This is a genomic window from Burkholderia sp. BCC1047 (assembly GCF_902833155.1).
Classification (GTDB): Bacteria; Pseudomonadota; Gammaproteobacteria; order Burkholderiales; family Burkholderiaceae; genus Burkholderia; species Burkholderia sola.
In genome coordinates, this window is sequence record NZ_CADFEH010000035.1 from 12,588 (window position 1) to 32,703 (window position 20,116).

Annotated in this window: 10 protein-coding genes; 5 read left to right on the plus strand and 5 right to left on the minus strand. The window is 66.6% G+C overall.

The features are described 5' to 3' along the window. Nucleotides 1-54: 54 nt before the first annotated feature. The 5 genes from HWX55_RS28685 to HWX55_RS28705 all read right to left on the minus strand — a co-directional run bounded on the left by HWX55_RS28685 (nucleotide 55) and on the right by HWX55_RS28705 (nucleotide 14,984). Nucleotides 55-4,722, minus strand: coding sequence for a condensation domain-containing protein (locus HWX55_RS28685; protein WP_175978179.1), 4,668 nt, complete (start codon nucleotides 4,720-4,722; stop codon nucleotides 55-57). Continuing rightward, a complete protein-coding gene (locus HWX55_RS28690; RefSeq protein ID WP_175978180.1) occupies nucleotides 4,719-10,340 on the minus strand; it encodes a type I polyketide synthase in 5,622 nt (1,873 codons plus the stop codon). The genes HWX55_RS28685 and HWX55_RS28690 overlap by 4 nt, the downstream gene beginning before the upstream one ends. 46 nt (nucleotides 10,341-10,386) lie before the next feature. Beyond that, on the minus strand, nucleotides 10,387-12,648 hold the full coding sequence (locus HWX55_RS28695; protein WP_175978181.1) for an AMP-binding protein: 2,262 nt from the start codon (nucleotides 12,646-12,648) through the stop codon (nucleotides 10,387-10,389). Nucleotides 12,649-12,715: 67 nt separating this feature from the next. Then, entirely contained in the window at nucleotides 12,716-14,224 is a 1,509-nt protein-coding gene (locus HWX55_RS28700; RefSeq protein ID WP_175978182.1) for an AMP-binding protein, read from the minus strand. Between the two features lie 13 nt (nucleotides 14,225-14,237). Further along, nucleotides 14,238-14,984 carry an iron-containing redox enzyme family protein gene (locus tag HWX55_RS28705; RefSeq protein ID WP_175978183.1) on the minus strand — a complete coding sequence of 249 codons (747 nt, stop codon included), beginning with the start codon at nucleotides 14,982-14,984 and terminating at the stop codon, nucleotides 14,238-14,240. Nucleotides 14,985-15,157: 173 nt separating this feature from the next. Here HWX55_RS28705 and HWX55_RS28710 point away from each other — a divergent pair, with 173 nt between their 5' ends. The 5 genes from HWX55_RS28710 (at nucleotide 15,158) to HWX55_RS28730 (ending at nucleotide 20,108) form a co-directional block, all read left to right on the plus strand. Continuing rightward, entirely contained in the window at nucleotides 15,158-15,424 is a 267-nt protein-coding gene (locus tag HWX55_RS28710) for a phosphopantetheine-binding protein (RefSeq protein WP_050016620.1), read from the plus strand. A gap of 10 nt (nucleotides 15,425-15,434) precedes the next feature. After that, nucleotides 15,435-17,285, plus strand: a complete 1,851-nt coding sequence (locus HWX55_RS28715; RefSeq protein WP_175978184.1) for an alpha/beta hydrolase — start codon at nucleotides 15,435-15,437, stop codon at nucleotides 17,283-17,285. A 159-nt stretch (nucleotides 17,286-17,444) separates the two neighbouring features. After that, nucleotides 17,445-18,470: a cysteine synthase family protein gene (locus tag HWX55_RS28720; RefSeq protein ID WP_244140663.1), complete on the plus strand. Its 1,026-nt coding sequence runs from the start codon at nucleotides 17,445-17,447 to the stop codon at nucleotides 18,468-18,470. Between the two features lie 13 nt (nucleotides 18,471-18,483). Then, nucleotides 18,484-19,149 (plus strand): GNAT family N-acetyltransferase, encoded by a 666-nt coding sequence (locus HWX55_RS28725; protein WP_175978185.1) that lies wholly within the window; start codon nucleotides 18,484-18,486, stop codon nucleotides 19,147-19,149. Beyond that, the gene (locus HWX55_RS28730; protein ID WP_175978186.1) at nucleotides 19,146-20,108 is read left to right on the plus strand and encodes an amidohydrolase family protein; all 963 of its coding nucleotides are present in this window, start codon (nucleotides 19,146-19,148) and stop codon (nucleotides 20,106-20,108) included. The genes HWX55_RS28725 and HWX55_RS28730 overlap by 4 nt, the downstream gene beginning before the upstream one ends. Nucleotides 20,109-20,116: the final 8 nt, after the last annotated feature.

A 20,116-nucleotide genomic window follows, 5' to 3' on the forward strand; every position in this document is an offset into this window, starting at 1 on the left:
GGATTCCTGGTGCGGTCATGCTCGACGAACGCGCGGTATCGCGCGCCGCCGCGTTCAGCGCTCGAGTGCGTCGATTTCTTCCAGCAGCGCGTCGAGCGCGTCCTGGTCGACATCGAGTTGAGGAACGTCGTCGGGTGTCAGACCGCCCACCCCGTCGGCGCTGCAATGGCGAATCAGCATCGTCAGCGCCTCTTCGACGCGGCACATCAGGCAGCCGATGCTCTCATCGACGCCCGGCACCCCGAAGAAGCTGGACTCCACGGTCAGCCTGCCGCGCGACACGTATGCAACCACGTCCAGCAGATGCGTGCGCCGCTGACGCGGGCTGCGGATGCCCGGCGCCGGTTCGGGCGGCCCGCCGTACAGCGGCGACGACGGTCCCGACAATTGCTCCAGTTGACCGAGGTACGTAAACAGGATCGGTGCGCGCGGAAACGACGCCAGCGCATCGGCGCCGGCCTGCGGTTTCGTGTCGAGATAGCGCAGCACGCCATAGCTCGCGCCCTTGCGCGGCACCTCGCGCAGTCGGGCCTTGACCGACTTGATGAGCGCTGATGGATCCGCGGTGTCAGCCGGCGTGTCCATCAGCACCGGATAGATCGACGTGAACCAGCCGACCGTGCGGCTCAGGTCGATCGCGTCGCCGAGGCCATCCCGGCCATGCCCCTCGACGTCCACCAGCAACGCATCGCTGCCGCTCCATGCATGGAAACCCGCGTGCAACGCGGCGATGAGCAGGTCGTTCGCGTCGGTGCCGTAAGCACGCGGCGCCGTGGTTCGAAACGCGTGCGTCAGATCCGCATCGAGCGTGATCGCGCAACTGAGCGATGATTCCTGATAAGCATGCTGAACGATCGAGGTCAGCCCGTGACGCATCAGCGCGACCCGCTTCGGCCCGCCCAGCACGTCGCGCACCTGTGCGTTCACGCTGCGCCAGTAGAGACGGTCGTCGTCGAGCGCGTCGCCCTGCGCCAGCGCGAGCCACTGGTCGACCCACGCCTTCACGGAGCTCGTCTTCAGCAGCAACGCCGCCGCCGTGCGGTCACGCAAGCGCAGATAGCAGTCGGCCAGATCCTGCAGCAGGATGCTCCAGGACACACCGTCGATCGCCATGTGATGAACGACGATCAGCAGCCGGCTGCTCGACACGCTGGTGCTCTCGAGCCACCTGACCGCGATGAGTCGGCCGCCCTCGAGGTCGAGGCTGCGCTGTGCGGCGTCGATCGCATCGCGCCACGTGCGTTCGCAATGCCGGCCAGCCGAGTCGATACACGGAACGATCGCAAAATCGACGGCGTCGGTGCCGCCGTCGCCGGCAAACACGTGCCGCATTCCGTCGCCGTGCGCGACGAACCGGGAACGCAGCACGTCGTGATGGCGGATGACGACGCGAATCGCCTCGGCCATGATGTTCGCGTCGGGCGTCTCGCCGAGCGGAACGAGCAGCGCCTGGTTGAAGTGCGAACGATCGACGTCGACGCGCTCGACGAACCATTGCGCCGCCGGACCGAGCACCGTCTCGCCCTGCACCGGCCCCTGATCGACATCGAGACCCGGCGTCTCGCGCACCACCGTCGACAGGCCCGCCACGGTCGTATGCAGGAAGATGTCCTGCGGCTTCAAGTACATGCCGTCAAGCGCGGCTCGCGATACGATCACCGCGGCGAGAATCGAATCGCCGCCCAATTCGAAGAAATCCTGATCGACGCCGACCGACGGCTGGCCCAGGACGTCGGCCCAGATCGCCGCGAGTTTGCGCTCGATGTCGGTCGACGCGCGACGGTCGGCCCGCTCGCTTGCGCGAGGCAGCGGGAGCCCGCCTGCGTCGAGTGCGCCGCCCGCGTCGAGCGGCAGCCGGTCGAGCACCACGATCGCGTCAGGGTGCATCGCGTCCGGCAACGCATGCTTCAATGCCGAACGAACCGCGTTTTCGAGCGCATGCGCATCCGCGTGGCCGTCATCCGCGACGAGATAGGCGACCAGCATTTCCTGCGTGTCGCGGACGACGCATGCACAGGCGACGGCGGCCACACCGGGAATCGCGGAGATGGCCTGCTCGACCGTGCCGATCTCGATCGGCACGGGCCGGTGACGCGCGACCCGTGAAGAAGGATCGGCGCACAGCATGTCGGCGCCACGGCGGACGACCGACACGCCAGTGGGTATCAGCGTCCTGTCCGTGGGCGCGGTTTCGAGGGGCGCTCCCACATCCGACGCGCGGATCGACGCGCCGTCGAAGAAATGCAGTTTTCCGGCCTGACGATCGTCGGCGAAACTTCCGGACGATCCGAGCGCGAACGCAACGCGTCCCGGATACGACGGCGCCAGCAATTGCCAGCCGTCCGGACCGGCCGCGAACGCACACAGCGCCGAACCGATGTCCGCGTGCTGCACCGGGACGAAGTACGCCGCTGCGGGTATCCGGTTGGCCGCGGTGAGCGACTTCACCGGTTGCGGATGCTCGCCGTACGCGACAAGCGTGCGTGCCCGCCCCATGCCGGCGACGTCGGCACGTTGCAACAGAAGCGACGGCAGCAGGAGCGACGGGCCGTCCGCGAGCAACCGGTCGAGTGCCGCGTACGCGATGGTCGCGATCGCCGGGTCGCCGGAAGCGAGCGCACCAATGGCGGCCTGCTCGGACAATCGAACCGTGCCGCCGACAAGTACGGCCTGGGCAAGCGCCGCTGCCGACAGCCAGTCATGCGCGCCGTGCGGAACGAGCGCCGTTGCGTGGGCGTCGAGATGGAGCAATTGACCGACATAGTCGAGCAGCGGCTCGACCGCCGACGCGCTGCCTACGGCAACGCCGTCGCCGCGCGCGGCGACATCGCGCACATGCACCACTTCGATCGCGCCGATCTCCCAGCCGGCCCACCCGTCGCTGCGTCCGCGGCACACCGCGTCGGCCGTGTCGCCCGACACCGTATAGCACGCGCCGACGGCGCGGATCGCGAGCAACGCGACCGCGCGTTCGGCGACACCTTGCAACCGGAGTTCGACTCGCTTTCCGGCACCGATCCCGAGGGCGTCCAGTTGTGCACGGACGGCGCGAACCGCATCGCGGACCTCGCCATCGCTGATCGCGCGATGGTCGAATTGCCAGACCACGCGCGAGGCATCTAGCTGCACCTCGGATTCGGCATGGGCCGCGCGGCGCACGAATGCGTCGGCTGCGGCAATGCGGCTTCGCGCATCGTCGATCGGCGCGGTCGCGAGTGTGTACTGGTGCAGAGAACGGCTGGTGTCAGCCACCACCTGCACGACGAGATGCACATACTGGCTCGCGAATCGCTCGATCGTTTCGTCGTCGAACAGATCCGTATTGAACGTCCAGGCGGTCAGATATTCGTCACCGAGATCCTGTACGTTGAGCGTCAGGTCGTGTGTCGCGCCGCGCGTACCGGTGCTCGATGCGGCGAGACGCTCACGATAGAACGGCACGCCGCTCCCGCCTTCGGCGGCGAAATCGCCGCGCGCCTGGTTCCAGTTGTACATCACCTGGTAGATCGGCGACCGGCTCGGATCGCGCGCCGGGCGCAGTGCATCGACCAGCAACGGAAACGGATAATCCTGGTGATCGAGCACGCGCAGCATCATCTCGCGCGTGCGCCGCAGCAGATCGTCGAACGAATCGTCCGGTCGGACTTCGCACGCGAGCACGACCGTGTTCACGAAATGGCCGACCACGCTCTCGCTGCCCGGCGCATTGCGCCCGGAAGTCGGTGCGCCGATCATCACCCGCGCCTGCCCGGTGTGAAGGTGAAGATGCAATTGATAGACCGCGAGCAGCAGCATGTACGGGGTCACGCGCAGCAGCCGGGCCGTGTCGCGCACCTGCTGCGATAGCGTCGCGCCGAGCGACCGATCGTATACGCGGCCATGCTCGGTTTTGCGCGGCGGGCGCAACCGGTCGGTCGCGAGGCTCAACACCGGAAATCCGTGTGCCAGCTCGCGCCGCCAGAACGCCGCGAGATGCTCGCCGTCCGCGCCGTCGAGCCGTGCGCGCTCGTGTTCGACGCAATCCTTGTACTGCACCGGCAGCGGCGGCAACTTCAGCGGCTCGCCCGCGCGGGCGAGACGGTAGAGCGTGCGCAGCTCGTTGAGCAGGATCTCGAGCGACCAGAAATCGGCGGCGATATGGTGAACGTTCAACAGCAGCACCACGCGAATCGCGTCGGCGCCGTCGTGCTCGTTCAGCAGCAGCTTGAGCCGGATCGGCGATTGCGTCAGATCGAACGGGCGATTCGACTCTTCGTCGATCCACCGGCGGATCGCGGCTTCGTCGGCCGCGAACACGCGATCGACCGAGAACTGCGCGCGCGCTTGCGACCCCACCTGCTGACGCGGCTCGCCATCGATCACGCGGTACGCGGTGCGAAGGATCGGATGGCGTGCGATCAGATAGTCGACGCAGCGGCGCAGCGTGGATAGGTCGACATCGTCGTCGATGCGCGTTGCGTACGTCACGTTGTATGCCGCGCTGTCGGGATTGAGCTGATGCAGCGACCAGAGCGATTTCTGCGCGAACGAGAGCGGGTAGGTGCCCGCCGTTCCCGCAAATTGCTCGAGCAGCGCGATGAGCGTCGCCTTGTGGGTCTTCAGCTCGTCGACGAGCGAAGGTGTGACCGCGCCCTTCGGCGCCTTGTATTGCAGCTTGCCGTCCCGGGTCCAGAGCTCGATGCCGCGCCCCGCCAGTTCGTTGATGAATTCGATCGAGCTCACAGCTCTCCTCCTTCCATTTCGACGCCGAACGTCGCTTCTCCCGACACCACGTCGATCCGGTCCGCCGCGCGCGATGGGGGTGTTCCGTCGGGCGCCCGCGACTCGCTGCGGTCGAGCGTCGTCACGATCGTGCGCGCGACGTCGTCGACGGACGCGCCTTCGAGCAATCGCCCGAACGGAACATCGACGCCCAGCTCGCTGCGCAATGCATTGCGGAATTCCGCGGCCATCAGCGAATCGAGGCCGAGCTCGATCAGCGGAATATCCGGCGCGATCCGCTCGCTCGACGTATGCAGGGTCGCGGCGATGGCGTCGGTCAGGTGTCCGCGCAGCAATTGCATGCGCTCGTCGTCCGGCACCCCCGCGATGCGCTCGCGCAAGCCAGGGCCGGTACCGGCCGGGCGATGCGCCGGCGGCGCTGGCGGCACGAGTTCCGACAACAGCGCGCCCATCGCCCGGCTCGGGCTGCGCTTGATCAGCGTATCGACTTCCACGTTCCAGATCTGCGTCTGCCCGTTGGGTTCGGCGACCAGCGCGTCGAACACGCGCAGTGCGACGTCCGGCTCGATCGGCTTGAGACCGAACGACGCGATGCGGCGCAGTTGCCGCGCGTCGAGCTGATCGACCATCCCGTTGCCGCCCCACAGGCCCCAGTTCATCGTGTGCCCGGGCAAACCGTCCTGGTTGCGCACGGCCGTCAGCGCGTCCACGTAGGCGTTCGCGGCGGCGTATGCGCATTGGCCCGGGGAGCCGATGCAGGCCACGATCGACGAAAACGACACGAAGTGCCGCAGCGGCAGATGCGCGGTCGCGCGATGCAGATTCAACGTTCCAGCGACTTTCGGCGCGAGCACTTTCAATACGTCGGTCATCGGCTGAGTCGCGAGCAGGCCGTCGTCAAGCGTGCCCGCCGCATGCAGGACGCCGACGAGGGGATGCGCGGAATCCGCTTCGAGCGCATGGACCAGCGCGTCGATGTCGGCGGACGAGGCGACGTCGGCCGCCACGAATTCGACGATCGCGCCGTGCGCATCGGCGATCGACGCAAGTCGCGCGCGTTCGCTGTCGGTCGGCACCTGGCGGCTGGCCGACACGATCTTCGGCACGCCATTCCGGATCAACTGCTCGATCACCCACGTGCCGATTGCACCGCGTCCGCCCGTCACCAGATAGGCGCCGCGGGCAAGCGGTTGCGCCGCGCCGGCGTCGCGTGCGACGAGCCGCGGAACGTATACGGTGTCGCCATGCGACACGAACTGCGTCTCGCCGGTCGCCGCCGCGCCCGCCAGCGCGGTCAGCGCATTCGCGCAAGACGTCGCGTCGGGCGCCGGCAGATCGACCACACACACCGGAATGTCGCCGCTCTCGTGCATCAGGCTGCGGGCGACGCCCCAGGCGGCCGCCTGAAACGGCGACACGCGCACGTCGATGCCGGACACGTGCTGCGCCGCCTGGGTCACGATGCAGACGGTCGGTGTGCGCTGCGGCCAGCGGGTCGACTGCACTTCGCGCCAGATGTTCGCGAAGCGCCGGTAAGCTGCGCCGACTGCGGCGAGTTCGTCTTTTGATTCCGCATCGTCTATCGACGGCCACACGTAGAGCAGCACAGTCGGCCGTGCATTCAGGCCGGCGAGTGCGTCGTCGTCGAGTGCAGCTCGAATGCGCTCGGCGCCAGCATCGTCGTCGAACAGGTCGTCCATCGGCAGCGCTGCGGTTGCGCACGCGTTGCCAGCGTCTTCACATGCGTGCGCCAGCATCGCGTCCAGCGCGGACCCGTTGCCGATCAGCACGAAGTTCGCGCGCGCGTCGGCCGCCTCATGTTTGGCCGCAAACGGCCGCCAGACGAGCGTGTTCAGCGCGACAGGCTCCGCGACCCGCTGAAACCGTCGCGGATCGACGGCCATCAGCCGCAATCCGGAGACGACGGCGACGCAACTGCCCGCGTCGTCGTATATCCAGAGATCCGCGGTAGCAACGCTGCGCTTCACCCGAGCCCGCACCGCACACCACACCGCCTGCACGCCGCGCATCGGCATGCAAGCGATCCGTTCGATGCCGATCGGCACGAAAGCGGTGTTCAGATCCGCATCCCATAGCGCGCCCGCGACGGTCTGAAACGCATTGTCGAGCAGCGCCGGATGAACGATGCGGACGAGGTCGTCCGTGCCGTCCGGCTCCATTTCGATTCGGGCCAGCGCCACGTCGCCGCCCCGCGACAGCGCGCGAATCGAGCGAAATGCACCGCCGTATTCGAGGCCGGTCGCTTGCAAACGCTCGTAGAAACCGTCGACCGGCAACGCGTCGCCGCATTGCGCGCGCCATTCATCGAGCGCCGGCACGTCGGGCACGTCGGCAACGCCATGCGTCGTCCCGATCTGCGCGGCGCACTGCAACGTCCATTCGGGTTGGGAAGCGGCCGTGTCGTGGCAGGCGTGAATGTCGATCCGTGCGCTTTCTTCGCCCGGATGCGAGGGATCACCTGCGTGCACGACCGTGCCGAACGTCACCGCGTTGCCGGGCTCCAGCGTGAGCGCGTTATCGAACGACACCTCACGCGCGACGAGCCAGCGGCCGGCCGCGGATTCCGTATCGCCGCCATCGCGCCGCGATGCGGCATCGAGCAGCGCCTCGACGAAGCCTGCCGCCGGGAAAACGAGTTGCCCGTGCACGCGGTGTCCGCCCAGAAACGGCAGATGCCGATCGGATACCTCGCTCTCGTAGCGAAGATGATCCGATGCCGGAATCGCGAGATGCCGGCCCAGCACGCCGCGACCGGCGGTCCGACGCGCGCCGGTTGCGCTCGTCAGCACGTTCGCCCGCTGCGCCGGCTCCCGCGCATTCACCCAGTAACGCTGCGCTTCGAGCGGATACGGCGGCAGCACGCCGCGGCGCGCGGCTTGCCGCATCGGCGCACCGGTTCGGGACCGCTCATACGCATGCCAGTCGACACGACGACCGCACATATAGACATGTGCCAATGCACGCAGCAACTGCTCGGTCTCGCGCCCGTCATGGTTCATCGACGGCAGCGCAATCACGTTGCGATGATCCGCCCGCTCCGTCGTGCATGCGGTAACGAGGCTCGAAAGCGTCTTGCCAGGCCCGATCTCGATGACCGTCGTCACCTTGTCGTCGAGCAGGGTGTCGACACCCGCACGGAAGGCTACCGTGGCCCGAACATGCTCGACCCAATACGCGGGATCGCACAAACGTTCGACCTCGAATCGGCCCGTCACGTTGGACACGATCGGAATCGCAGGCGCGCGATACCGCACGGTCGCGGCGACGGCGCCGAATTCGGCGAGCATCGGCTCCATCAGCGGCGAATGGAATGCGCGCGATACCGCCAGCGCTTTCGTCGCGATGCCGCGCGACGCGAACAGCCGCTCGATCGACTCGATTGCATCCGGGTCGCCGGACACCAGCACGCTCTCCGGTGCGTTGTCCGCGGCGATGGCGACCCGTCCGGGGTAGTCGCGCACCGCATCGGCCACGTGACGCACGCTCGCGAACACCGCGAGCGCACGGCCCGGCGCGGTGAGCGTATCCATCAGACGTCCGCGCGCCGTCACGAGACGGCAGCCGTCCTCGATCGAGAACACGCCAGCGATGCACGCAGCCGCGTACTCGCCGATGCTGTGGCCCATCACGACCTCCGGCACGACGCCCCAGTGCATCCACAAGCGCGCGAGCGCGACCTCGAGCGCGAACATCGCCGGTTGCGTATAACGCGTTTCGTTGATCCGGTCCTGATGGTCGCCCCACAGCACGTCCACGAGCGACAGTTCTCCTTGCGCCTCGATATGGCTGTCGCATGCGTCGAATACGTCGCGAAACGGCGCGAAATCCCGATAGAGCTGTCGAGCCATCCCGGCGCGCTGCGCGCCCTGTCCGGTAAACAGGAACGCAAGGCGGTCGCGGGCGCCGCCCGGCTGCCCGCTCCGGACCGTCATGGCCCGCGCCGCGTCCGACAGCGCATCGAGCAGCGTGTCGCGAGCATCCGCGACAATCGCCACGCGATGCCGATGGCTGTCGCGCGCGAGACGCAGCGCGCTGGCGACCGCGTCGGGCGCCAGCGACGCGTCTGCCCTCACGTGCGCCGCGCAGTCTTCGATCGCCTGTTTCAACATCGGCGCCGTGTGAGCGGACAACGGCCAGATATCGTGACGCGCGTGCCCGGCCAGCGCGACGTCCGCGTCGGGTTCCGCTGCGCGCGTCTCCTGCCATGCCTCGACGATCAGGTGTGCGTTCGTGCCGCTCATGCCGAACGAACTGATCGCCGCGATACGCCGGCCCGGTCGGGACGACGGCCACGCCGCATGCTCGGTCGGCACGCGAATGCCGTTCGCATCCCAGTCGACGTGCGTGGTCGGCGTATCGTAATGCAGATGCCGCGGCAGTTCGCCCTTCTGCAGCGCGCACACGACCTTCATCAGCCCGGCGACCGCGGCGGCCGATTCGAGGTGCCCGATATTCGTCTTGATGCTGCCGACGTACAGGTCGCCGGTGCGATTCGTGTCGCGGCAATACACGTCCTCGAGCGCACGCAGCTCGATCGGATCGCCGAGCGGCGTACCGGTGCCGTGCGCCTCGACGTAGTCGACGTCGGCCGGCGACACGCCGGCGTGCTCGAGCGCGTCGCGGATCACGTCGCGTTGCGCACGGCCGTTCGGCGCCGTCATCCCGTTGCTGCGCCCGTCGTGATTGACGGCGGAGCCGCGGATCACCGCCCGGATCGGCCTGCCCTGCGCACGCGCATCGGACAGCCGCATCAGCGCGACGACGCCGCAGCCTTCGCCGCGCACGTAACCGTCGGCAGCCGCGTCGAACGTCCGGCAGCGGCCGCTCGGCGACAGCGCCTGAAGCTCGCTCAGCGCGATCGTCATCTCCGGCGACAGCATCAGGTTCACCCCGCCCGCGAATGCGACATCGGACTCGCGGGTACGCAGGCTATGGCAAGCCAAATGGACGGCGACGAGCGACGACGAGCACGCGGTGTCGAGATGCAACGCCGGGCCATGAAATCCGAACAGGTACGAAATGCGTCCGGCCGCGAAGGGCCGCGCGGTACCGAGCGAGGTTTGCGCATAGCTGAGCGCGTCGCCCGCGACGCTCTCGCTGACGCGCGCGTAGTCGTCGACCGACGAACCGACGAACACGCCGGTTCGGTACGCCGCGATCGCTTCTCGCGAAAAGCCGGCATCTTCGAGTGCACGCCACGTGCATTCGAGCAACAACCGCTGCTGCGGATCGATGTGCGGCGCCTCGCGCTCCGACACGCCGAAGAATCCCGCATCGAAACGATCGACATCGTCGATGAACCCGCCGTGCCGGCTGTAGCTCGTGTCGCGCCGGCCCGGCCGCGGATCGTAGATCGCATCGGTCCATCGGTTGGCCGGCACGGGGCCGACGGCGTCGGTCCCGTCCGCGAGCATCGACCAGAGCGCGTCGGCGGAATCCGCGCCGCCGGGCAGGCGGCAGCCCATACCGACGATGGCGATCGGTTCGTTCATCGCGCTGCGCGCGTCGGCCAGTTCGCGTTGCAGCGCGTCGATCTTCAGCAACGCTTGCTTCACGGGGGTAAGGGGCGCGGCGGGCGCGCCGTTGGACTCGATCATGTGTACCACTCCAGACGTTCGCGGAACGAGACTGCCGGGGATCGGCTCAGCGCTGCAGCGCTTTCAGCAGCAGCGCTTCGGCCTGCGCGTCGGAGAGCGCCGCAAGCTGCTCCCGGGTAGGCGGCGCATCGGCGCCGCCGACGATCGGCGCGGAATGCGCGTGCGCGGCGGCCGATGCGGGCGCGTCGCTCGATCGCAACGCATCGGCCGCGCCCTGCATCCGCGCCAGATGCGCGGCAAGCTGCTCGACGTTCGAACAGTCCCACAGCACGGCGGCGTCGAACGTCAGCCCGATCGTGTGCTGCACCTTCAACGAAAACTGGAGCGCGCTCATCGAGTCGAAACCCATCTCGACCCACGCGGCCGTGCGCGACACCTGCGTCTCGGCGATCTTGAGCCGCTCGGCGACGATCCGTACGATCCGGTCCGCGATTTCGCGCTCGATCAGCGTCGACTCGGAATGGGGCGCAACCTCGGCGACAGCTGGCGCCAGCGCACCGTCACGCGCCGCGCCCGCATCCATCGCGTAGGCGCCATCGGTCCAGCTGGCGACGGCCCGCAGTTCGCCTTGCAGATACGCACGACGACACAGCGCACGCGCGATCTTGCCGCTGGAAGTCTTTTCGATGGTTGCCGGCTCGACCAGCACGATCGCGTGCGGCGTGACCCCGAAGTCCTCGCCGATCGCGACCACCATCGCGCGCAGCGTGGCGTCGAGGTCCAGCGTGCGGCGCGCGGTGCGCCCGACTTCCTGGATGATCACGAGCTTCTCTTCGCCGTCCGCTTGCACCGATACGGCGGCGCCGCACCCGCGGCGCAACGCCGGCACCGCGTCCTGCACGCACGCCTCGATATCCTGCGGATACAGGTTGCGGCCGCGCACGATCAGCATGTCCTTCACGCGGCCGGTCACGTACAGGCGGTCGTCGACGATCGCGCCCAGATCGCCGGTGCGCAGGAACGGACGGGCACCAAGCTCGTCATCGACATGCGCGCCGAACGTCGACTGTGTCGCTTCCGGGTTGCCGTAGTAGCCCACGCCGATCGCGCCGCCGCGCACCCAGATCTCGCCGACGCCGTTCGGGTCGGCCACCGGGCGACCATCGGGGCCCGCGATCCGGATCTCGGTACCGGGCGCCGTGCCGCCGCACGACACGAGACTCTTCGCGTTCGCGGCGCCGGGCTGAACCGGTTCGACGATGCCGGCGGCGAGCTTCACGTTATCGACGTCCAGAAAATAGGCGCCTTCGCCGCAAGGCACGCCCGATACGATCAGGGTCGCCTCGGCCATCCCGTAGCACGGATAGAACGAGCCGGGCTCGAAACCGTGCGCGCGCGCAGCGTCGATAAAATCGGTGACGGTCTGACGATGAATCGGCTCCGCGCCGCAGAACGCCACCCGCCAACTGGACAGATCGAGCCGGCCGCCGTCGTCGCTTCCGTCGAGTGCGGCAGCGGCAAGCGCATACGCAAAATTCGGCCCGCCGGACGTCGTCGCGCGGTGTGCGGCAATCGCGCGCAGCCATCGGCCCGGCTGCTGAACGAACGCAACGGGCGACATCAGCACCACCGACAGCCCGATCGACGCCAGTTGCAACGGCATCGACAGTCCCATGTCGTGATACAGCGGCAGCCACGACAGCATGCGCGTGTCGCGATCGTGCTGCATCAGCAGCGCGATCGACCGTTGGTTGTCGATGATGTTGCCGTGCGTGATCATCACGCCCTTCGGCGTGCCCGTCGATCCGGACGTGTATTGCAGGAACGCAAGATCATCCGGCGCCGGCATGCGCGGCAACGCCGACGTATCCTGCGCACCGGCGTCGACGAGCGCTTCGTACGTGACGAGCTTGCAGCCGGCGAACAGCTGCTGCGTCGCGCGCAGGGTCTCGATGGTCTCGACCGAGGTCGCCGGCGCAACGATCAGCGTCGCGCCGCAATTGTCGGCAATCGCATGCAGCTTCGCCCATTGCGCGACCTTGCGTACCTGCTGCGGATGATAGGCCGGCACGGCGACGCGCCCCGATGCCAGACATCCATAGAACGTGCAGACGAATTCGGCGCTCGTCGGCAACAGCAGCAGCACGCGAGCGCCCGGCTCGGTCAGTTGCGCGAGTCCGCGCGCCACGCGCATCATGCCGGCATGCAGATCGCCGAACGTGCTTTCGCTTTCGATCGCTTCGCCGTCGCGCAGGATGGTCAGCGCGACGCGGTCGGGGTCCCGCTCGGTGTGATGGGCGAGCGTCTCGATGATGGAGGTCGGTTCGACTTCCATCTGAAACACGTTCGGATTCGGATGCGTCGTCATGGTGTGTCCAGAATGAGGTCTGTGCGCGCCGCCGCGCAAAGGCGGCGGCTTGCGCACGGGGGTGATCTCATGCGTCGCGCAGGAACGCGTCCGCGATCGCGCGGCGATTGAGCTTGAGGTTGCGCGTGCGCAACCCGCCTTCGACGTCGAATGCGCGGTCGGTGAAAATCACCTTCACCAGTTGCCGTTGTGCGGGCAGCGTGCCGTTGACCGCGCGGACGAGCTCGCGCAGCGCGTCGGTGACGTCGGGATCGTCCGGCCGGCGCGTCGCGATGACGACGCTGAGCCCCGCTTGCGCACCCGCCATCACCACGGCCACGTCGACGCGCGGATCGCGATACAGCAGCGCCTCGATCGGTTCGGGATGGAATTTCTCGCCGTTGCTCGTGATGATCGCGTCCTTCTTGCGCCCGACGACGCGCAGAAAGCCGTCGCGGTCGAATTCGGCAATGTCGCCCGTCGCGACCGCATTCGGTGCGATGAATGTCGCGCGACTGTCCTCGTCCGGCGCATCGAAGTAGCCGAGCGACAGCAGTGCGTGCCGTGTGACGACGACTTCGCCGTCCTCCAGCAACGAGACGCTGCCCGGCTCCGCCGGCTGGCCGACCGTACCCACGCGTACCTGCCCGGGCTTGTTCCACGCAACCATGCCGGCCTCGGTGATCCCGAATGCCTCGTACAGCGCGATCCCGCAATCCCAGAAGAAATCGAGCGCCGCGCGCTTGATCGGCGCCATCCCGGTGACCATGTAGCGGATGTTGCCGCCGGTCAGCGCGCTCAGTCGCTCGGCGAGCGTCGACGGATCGCTGCCGGGCCCGGCAGCCGCGCGCGCCAGCGTATGCAGCGTCTCGTACAACACCGGCGGTGCGATCACGAACGTCGGGCGGTGCCGCTTGAGTCCCGGAAAGAGCCCGTGGAACGGCACCGACACGAGATCGACCCCGTGATACAGGCAGAAGTAGTACGTCATCCGTTGCTGATAGTTCGCGAACGGCAAAAACGTCAGGAACCGCTCGCCCGGTGCGACGCCGAATGCGTCGCCATACAGACCGAGCAAGTGCGCGGTGCCGCGGCGGCTCATCACGAGCCCTTTGGTCCTGCCTGTCGTGCCCGAACTGAACACCAACGAATGGGTATCGGGTGCATGCTCCACCCGCACAGGTTCGATACGCGCGCGCGAATCGCCGCGGCTGGCGGGATCGATATCCACGACGCGCCCGGCGATCGTCTCGCTGGCATCGATCCATCGTGCGTCTACTGCCAGCACACTCAGCTGGTAGCGCTCGATCAACGCGTCGCACGTGTCGAGCAGGCCATCGTTCGGAAACGCGACCGAAACGCAGCCGAGCTCGATGCACGCCAGATCCCACACCATCCACGGATAGCCGTTCGGCGCCGCGATGCCGACGCGCGCCCCGGGTACGAGGCCGATTGTCTTGCCGCGCTCGACCGTGGCGAGCACGTCTTCGAACAGTTCGTGGAAGGTCCGGACGGTTTCGGCGCCCTTGTCGTCGACAAAGGTCAGCGTATGACTGCTGTCGCGCAAGCGCGCGACGAGATCGTCGAAGGTCATCATCGGCGTTGTCCCGTCACGCGTGCGCGACGCCCTCGGCGGACGCGTAGTACTTTTGTGCGGCGCTTTCATACATGTTCCAGAACAGCTTGCACGTGTGGCGCACCGCGAACAGCGCTTCCTGTTGCATCTCCACGGTCGTGCACAGGTCGGTCACGAGCGAGATGCCCTCGGCGACGTGCGCGACGTCCTCTTTCTGGTGAACCGAGAAGAATCGCGTGTCTTCCTCGGTGAGCCCGTAGCACTTCGCCAGAATCGAGTGGCGCGCGTCGCCCGCACGGGTTTCCAGGCTCTGCCCTTCGCTCGCGATCATCACCGCGGCGGCGCCGATATGGTAGGTACCGTCGCCCTTGCAGTTCTCGAGGCGATAGTCGATCAACTCGCGCGTGGCCGCGGACGGCGTCCACGCATCGCGCTCCTCGTCGCTGATGTTTTGCGCGCGAATGAAGTCTTCCATGAGCTCGACATGGTTCTTCGTTTTCGAGAAGCGCCCGGTTTCCTCTTCGAACAGGTTGTACAGCAGCCGGCGCTTGTGATCGGGAAACGGGCAGCGGAAGTACAGGTTCTCGATGTACTCGAGAAAGTACCGGGTGATCTGGTATCCCTCGAGCGAGATGATCTTCAGCAAGCGCCAGTTTTTCTGCGGCGTGAACAACTCCGCGAAGATCGGGTGATCGAGCGTGAGCTGCTCGTCCAGCGTTTCGCGCAGCGCGCGCGAAAACGTCGCTTTGTCCATCAGCACGGCTTCTTTGGTGAGGGTCATGATCGTTCCCTGTCGGTGAGGTAACCGGCAATGTAATGGCGGCTTTCAAGACTGAAACCTGTCCGTTCGGGCGAGTGTTTCCCTTGCTGCGCCAACCCTGTACGTCAGTGCAGGTAGGCAGTGCGGTGGCTTGACGCTATAAAGCGGAACCCCTACGGCACTTGGAGAATCCGATGGACGACCACGCGAACGTGTTCGCTACGCTTACCGAACTGATTCCGCAGATTGCTGCGCTCGATATTGCGCCGGACATGCTGACGCGGGAAACGTCGCTGACGTCGGATCTGATGCTCGATTCGATCTCGCTGCTGTCGCTGATGGCGCTGACCGAGGATCGGCTCGGCATCAGCTTCGCCTCGCACACGGAACAGGTCGCGAACCTCGAAACCATCGGCGATGCGGTTGATCTGGTGGAAATGCTGTTGTCCGTGAAAGCGTAACGAGATGACGATGAACGATCATCCGCACGATGCATGCAGGATGCCGTCGGCCGGCGACGACGACCGTGTCTTCCTGCTGGATACCGGCGACCTCGCCGCGCTGCGCGCAGCGGCCGATGCCGGCGATGTGGCATCGGCACTCGACGCGTACGCACGCATCGCTCGGCTTCGCAACGCATTGAACGCGCCCGGTTCCGGGCGGCTCGCCGTCGTCGTCGACGATCCCGAGATGCGTCGCACGCGCGAATTCGCGTCCTTGCCCCGTCTCCTGTCGGCCGCGCTCGACGTTGCGTCCGCATCCGTTGCGAACGCATGCATCGTCGTGCTCGGCGACGCGCTCGCGGACGGCACGGCCGCCATCGGCGAAGCCGGTACGCTATCGCTGGCGTCATTCGACACGCTCGCCGACGCGGTCGCCGAAACCGTGTTCGAGGTACGCCGCCGCGCCGACGCGTACTTCGAGCAAGAGCCGCTGGCGTTGCCTGCCGAAACAGCCGGCACGGCTTGCCTGCTGACGGCTGAAGCGGTGCTGGCCTGGCTTGCGACGCAAGCGTCGCCCGGCCTTCACGTCGTGCATGGCGATCGGCGTATTGCTTGGCGCGAACTCGCCGAAAGCGTCGCGCAAAGGGTGCCCATTCCGACGCGAAGCGATGCCGACGAGGCCGGCTCCGACGCCGTTCTCGCGCTACTCGAAACGAATCTGAAGCACGCCGAGCACATGCTGGGATACGCGGATGACGCGCACGTTCCCCCGACCGACATCCGTTCTCACCGACTACGCTGCGACGGCTTCGACTGGCAAGCCCGGATCGCTTCACGCGTCGCCGCTCACGCGGCCCGGCACGAAAGGCGCGACGCTCGCCGGTTTGTCGACCTGCCGTCTGCGCGCCGGATCACGACCGGCAGCGGGCATGGGTATCTGAATGCCGGGCGCGGCTCGCGGGCCATGCTGCTCATCAACGCATTCGGCATCCCGCACGACGTGTGGCACGACTTCGCGGCCGGATTGGCGCCGGATTTTTCACTCTATCTGGCGGGCGATGCAAGCGATGCGTCAGCCGATGCAGGACTGACACGCGCGTACTATTCGAGCCCCGATGCGCCGGACCGCTACGCGCGCAGCGTGGCTGAATTGCTCGACGTCGAGGGGATCGACGCGATTCACGTCGCGAGCTGGTGCGGAGGCGCCCGATATGCGCTGGCGCTGGCGCGCGCACTGCCCGGCCGCATCGCGTCGATGAGCCTGATCGCGCCGTCGTTTGCCGGCGCGCAGGATTACGACGGCGCCGACAGCGCGTACGAAAACAATCTCAATACGATGTGCTCGCTCGTCGCGCGCATGCCGAAGGCCGCGGACAGCATGGCCAAATCGATGATCGGGCTCCTGGAGAAGCGGGCACGCAGCGACGCACGCGAAGGCGGCCACGCATCGATGTTCGCGCTACCCGATTCGGCGACCCGTCACTGGCTGCACGCGCCGTTCGTGTCGGCGGCGAACATGATCGAATACAGCCAGCAACTGCTGAATTTCCGCGCCCATCGGATCGAAGCCGAACGCGACGGATCGATCGCCGGCATCCCCGCGCTGCTCGTGACCGGCGAATACGACGAAATGACCTGCGCGATCCGTGCGCGAGCCATTACGTCGGCCCAGCTTCGCCCGATCCAGGTCGAGCTCCAGGCCGGCAGTCATCACATGGTTCACCAGAATGCGGCGCTGCTCGCGCAACTCGTCGGCGCGTTCGTCGGCGATCGAGCGCTGACACCCGACGCACTGCCGCATCCGAGACTGCGCGTCCTCCCTGCGGCCGACCGCGGCGACGTGGAGATGGGGATAGAGATGGAATCGGGCGAACTGTGACGCACGCGCCTTCCGATGCCCGTTCGGACAGTTACAGGCCCCGGGCATCGATCACTAAAATCGCACTGTGAAGCAAGCCGGATCACACGCGGCCGATCGCGTCGTACAACTCGCAAACGACGCACAAGCCAACGCCAACCCGCTGGTCGGAGATGTCGAATGTACGCAAACAGCCTTGTCGAACTGATCGGCGATACGCCGCTGCTGTATCTGAAAAGCCTGTCGAATGAACACAGGCGAATCCGCGTGTATGGAAAGCTCGAGTGCTACAACCCCGGCAACAGCGTGAAGGACCGGAGCGCGCTGCAGTTGCTCCGCCAGGCCGAGCGCGACCATGGCCTCAAGCCGGGCTGGTCGATCGTCGAATCGACGTCGGGCAACATGGGGCACGCACTCGCGATGCTGTGCGCGACGCGCGGCTATCGCTTCATTTGCGTGCTCGATCCGAAGACACCGAAGACGAATGCCAATCTCGTGCGCGCATTCGGCGGAGAGGTCGAGATGGTCGAACACCCCGACGAGACGGGCAGCTATCAGCGCAAGCGCATTGCGGTCGCAAAGGCGATTGCCGCGAGCGTGCCGAATTGCGTGAACCTCGATCAGTACAACAATCCGGCCGCGATCGACGCCCACTATTACTCCACCGGGCCCGAAATCGTCTCGCAGCTCGCCGATCGGCTCGACGCCGTGATCGTGTCCGCGAGCACCGGCAGCCATCTGAGCGGCATCGCACGCTATGTGAAGGAGCGCGACCCGGCCACCCGCGTGATCGGTGTCGAGCCCGACGGCTCGGTCGTGTTCGGCGGCACCTACCGGCCGCATCTGCAGAACGGCGCGGGGCTCAGTTTTCAGCCCGGCAACATCCTGATTCATCTCGTCGACGAAACGATGCGCATCGTCGATCGCGATGCGTTCGTCGGCTGTCGTCGCCTCGCGCTCGACGAAGGATTGCTGCTCGGCGGTTCGTCCGGCGCCATCGCGCAGGCCGCGCGTCGCTACGTCGCCACCTTGCAAGGTCCGGCCAACATCGTGCTCGTGTTCCCCGACAGCGGTACCAAATATCTCGACACGATCTACGACGATCAGTGGCTGGTCGATCATGGCCTCCAGGCCGTGCTCGACGACCTGTGCACCGCCGCGCCCGCGCCACGCGCCGAAAGCGCCGTGGCCCTCGAAACCACGTGATCCAGGGACACCCATGAACGACTCCATCCGTACCTTGCTTGCCGACGGCGCGCAGTATCCGATCGCGTTGCCGAAGGCCAACGTCACGCACGTCACCTATCGCTGGACGAACGCCGTCGACGATACGTTGGGCGCGCAGATCGTCGAACTGATGCGGCGCACGAGCGAAAGCGCGCCGATCATCGGCTTCGCCGAAACGATCGCGGACGCGGAAGCGAGCCGCTATCTCGACGAACTGCGCTCGAATCTCGCCGCGGAAAAGGTGCGCCTGCTGACGATCTTCGCGAACACAGGGCAGCTGATCGGCCTGTGCACGTTGCGCCGCAACCTGAACCCCAACAATCGCCATATCACCGATCTCGCGAAAGGCATGATCCACGACGCCTGCCGCGGCGGTGGCGTGCTGCCTGCCGCGTTCGTCGAGATTGCGCTGCAATGCGATCGGGACAATGTCGAACTGTTGACGCTCGACGTGCGAGACGGCACGCCCGCTCACCGCGTATGGGAACACTACGGTTTTCAGACGTGGGGCACGTTGCCGGACTACGCCCGCGCGAACGGGAAGATGCATGCCGGCCACTTCATGATGCAGCGCGTGGCCGACCTCAAGGAACGCGCGCTCGGCATGCTCACCGGTCGCGACGCCGACCGCACCGCCCCCGTCAAAGCAACGGTATGAGCCACGCCATCTACGACGGGCCGATCATCGACTCGCACTGCCACATCGCGTCGACGCGCTTCATCCCCACTGCGTTCCTCGAGGGATTCTGCGCCAACGTTCATGTCCGGCTCGTCGCCAATGGCGTACGGAAATCGCGATCGGAACTGCTCGATACCTATCTCGCGCAAAGCCAGGACCACTTCGGCGATGCACTGGTGGCCGACATGACGTCGGCCGGCATCGAGCAGGCCGTGGTGTTGCTGCCCGATTTCACATACGTGATGAAAAGCGACCTCACGATCGCCGAGATGTATGCCGAGCATCATGCGATTCTGCGGCGTCATGGCGAGCGCTTTCACGTTTTCGGCGGCATGGATCCGCGTTGGGGCGCGGACGGCGTCGCGCTGTTCGAGAAAGGCGTGGTCGAGTACGGCTTCTCCGGATTGAAACTCTATCCGCCGTGCGGCTACAGCCCGAGCGACAAGCGCCTGTACCCGCTGTACGAAATCTGTCGCGCCCACCGGTTGCCGGTGCTTCTGCACGTGGGGCCGACCAGCCCGACGCTCGAGTTTGCGTACTCGCACCCGGATCTGCTCGATCGCGCGGCGTTCGATTTTCCCGACGTGAACTTCATCCTCGCGCACGGCGCCGTCCATCACGTCGACGCTTGCGCGCGACAGTGCGCGTATCGACCGAACGTGTATCTCGACGTCAGCGCATTTCTCGGCTCGCAGCATCCGCAGGGGTGGTCGGTCGCGCTCGCGGAGCTGTTCCGCATGAACATCAATCACAAGATTCTGTTCGGCACCGACTGGCCGGTCTTTCGTAATTCGGGCGGCCACCGCAAGGTCATGGAGCAGTTCCTCGCCGCCGACGGCCCGCTCGCGGCGGTTGCGCCGGTGCAACGCAAGTGGTTGATGTCGGGCAATACGCGCGCGCTGCTGCCGGCATCGCGCACGATCGATGCGATCGCGTAATGCCGGCC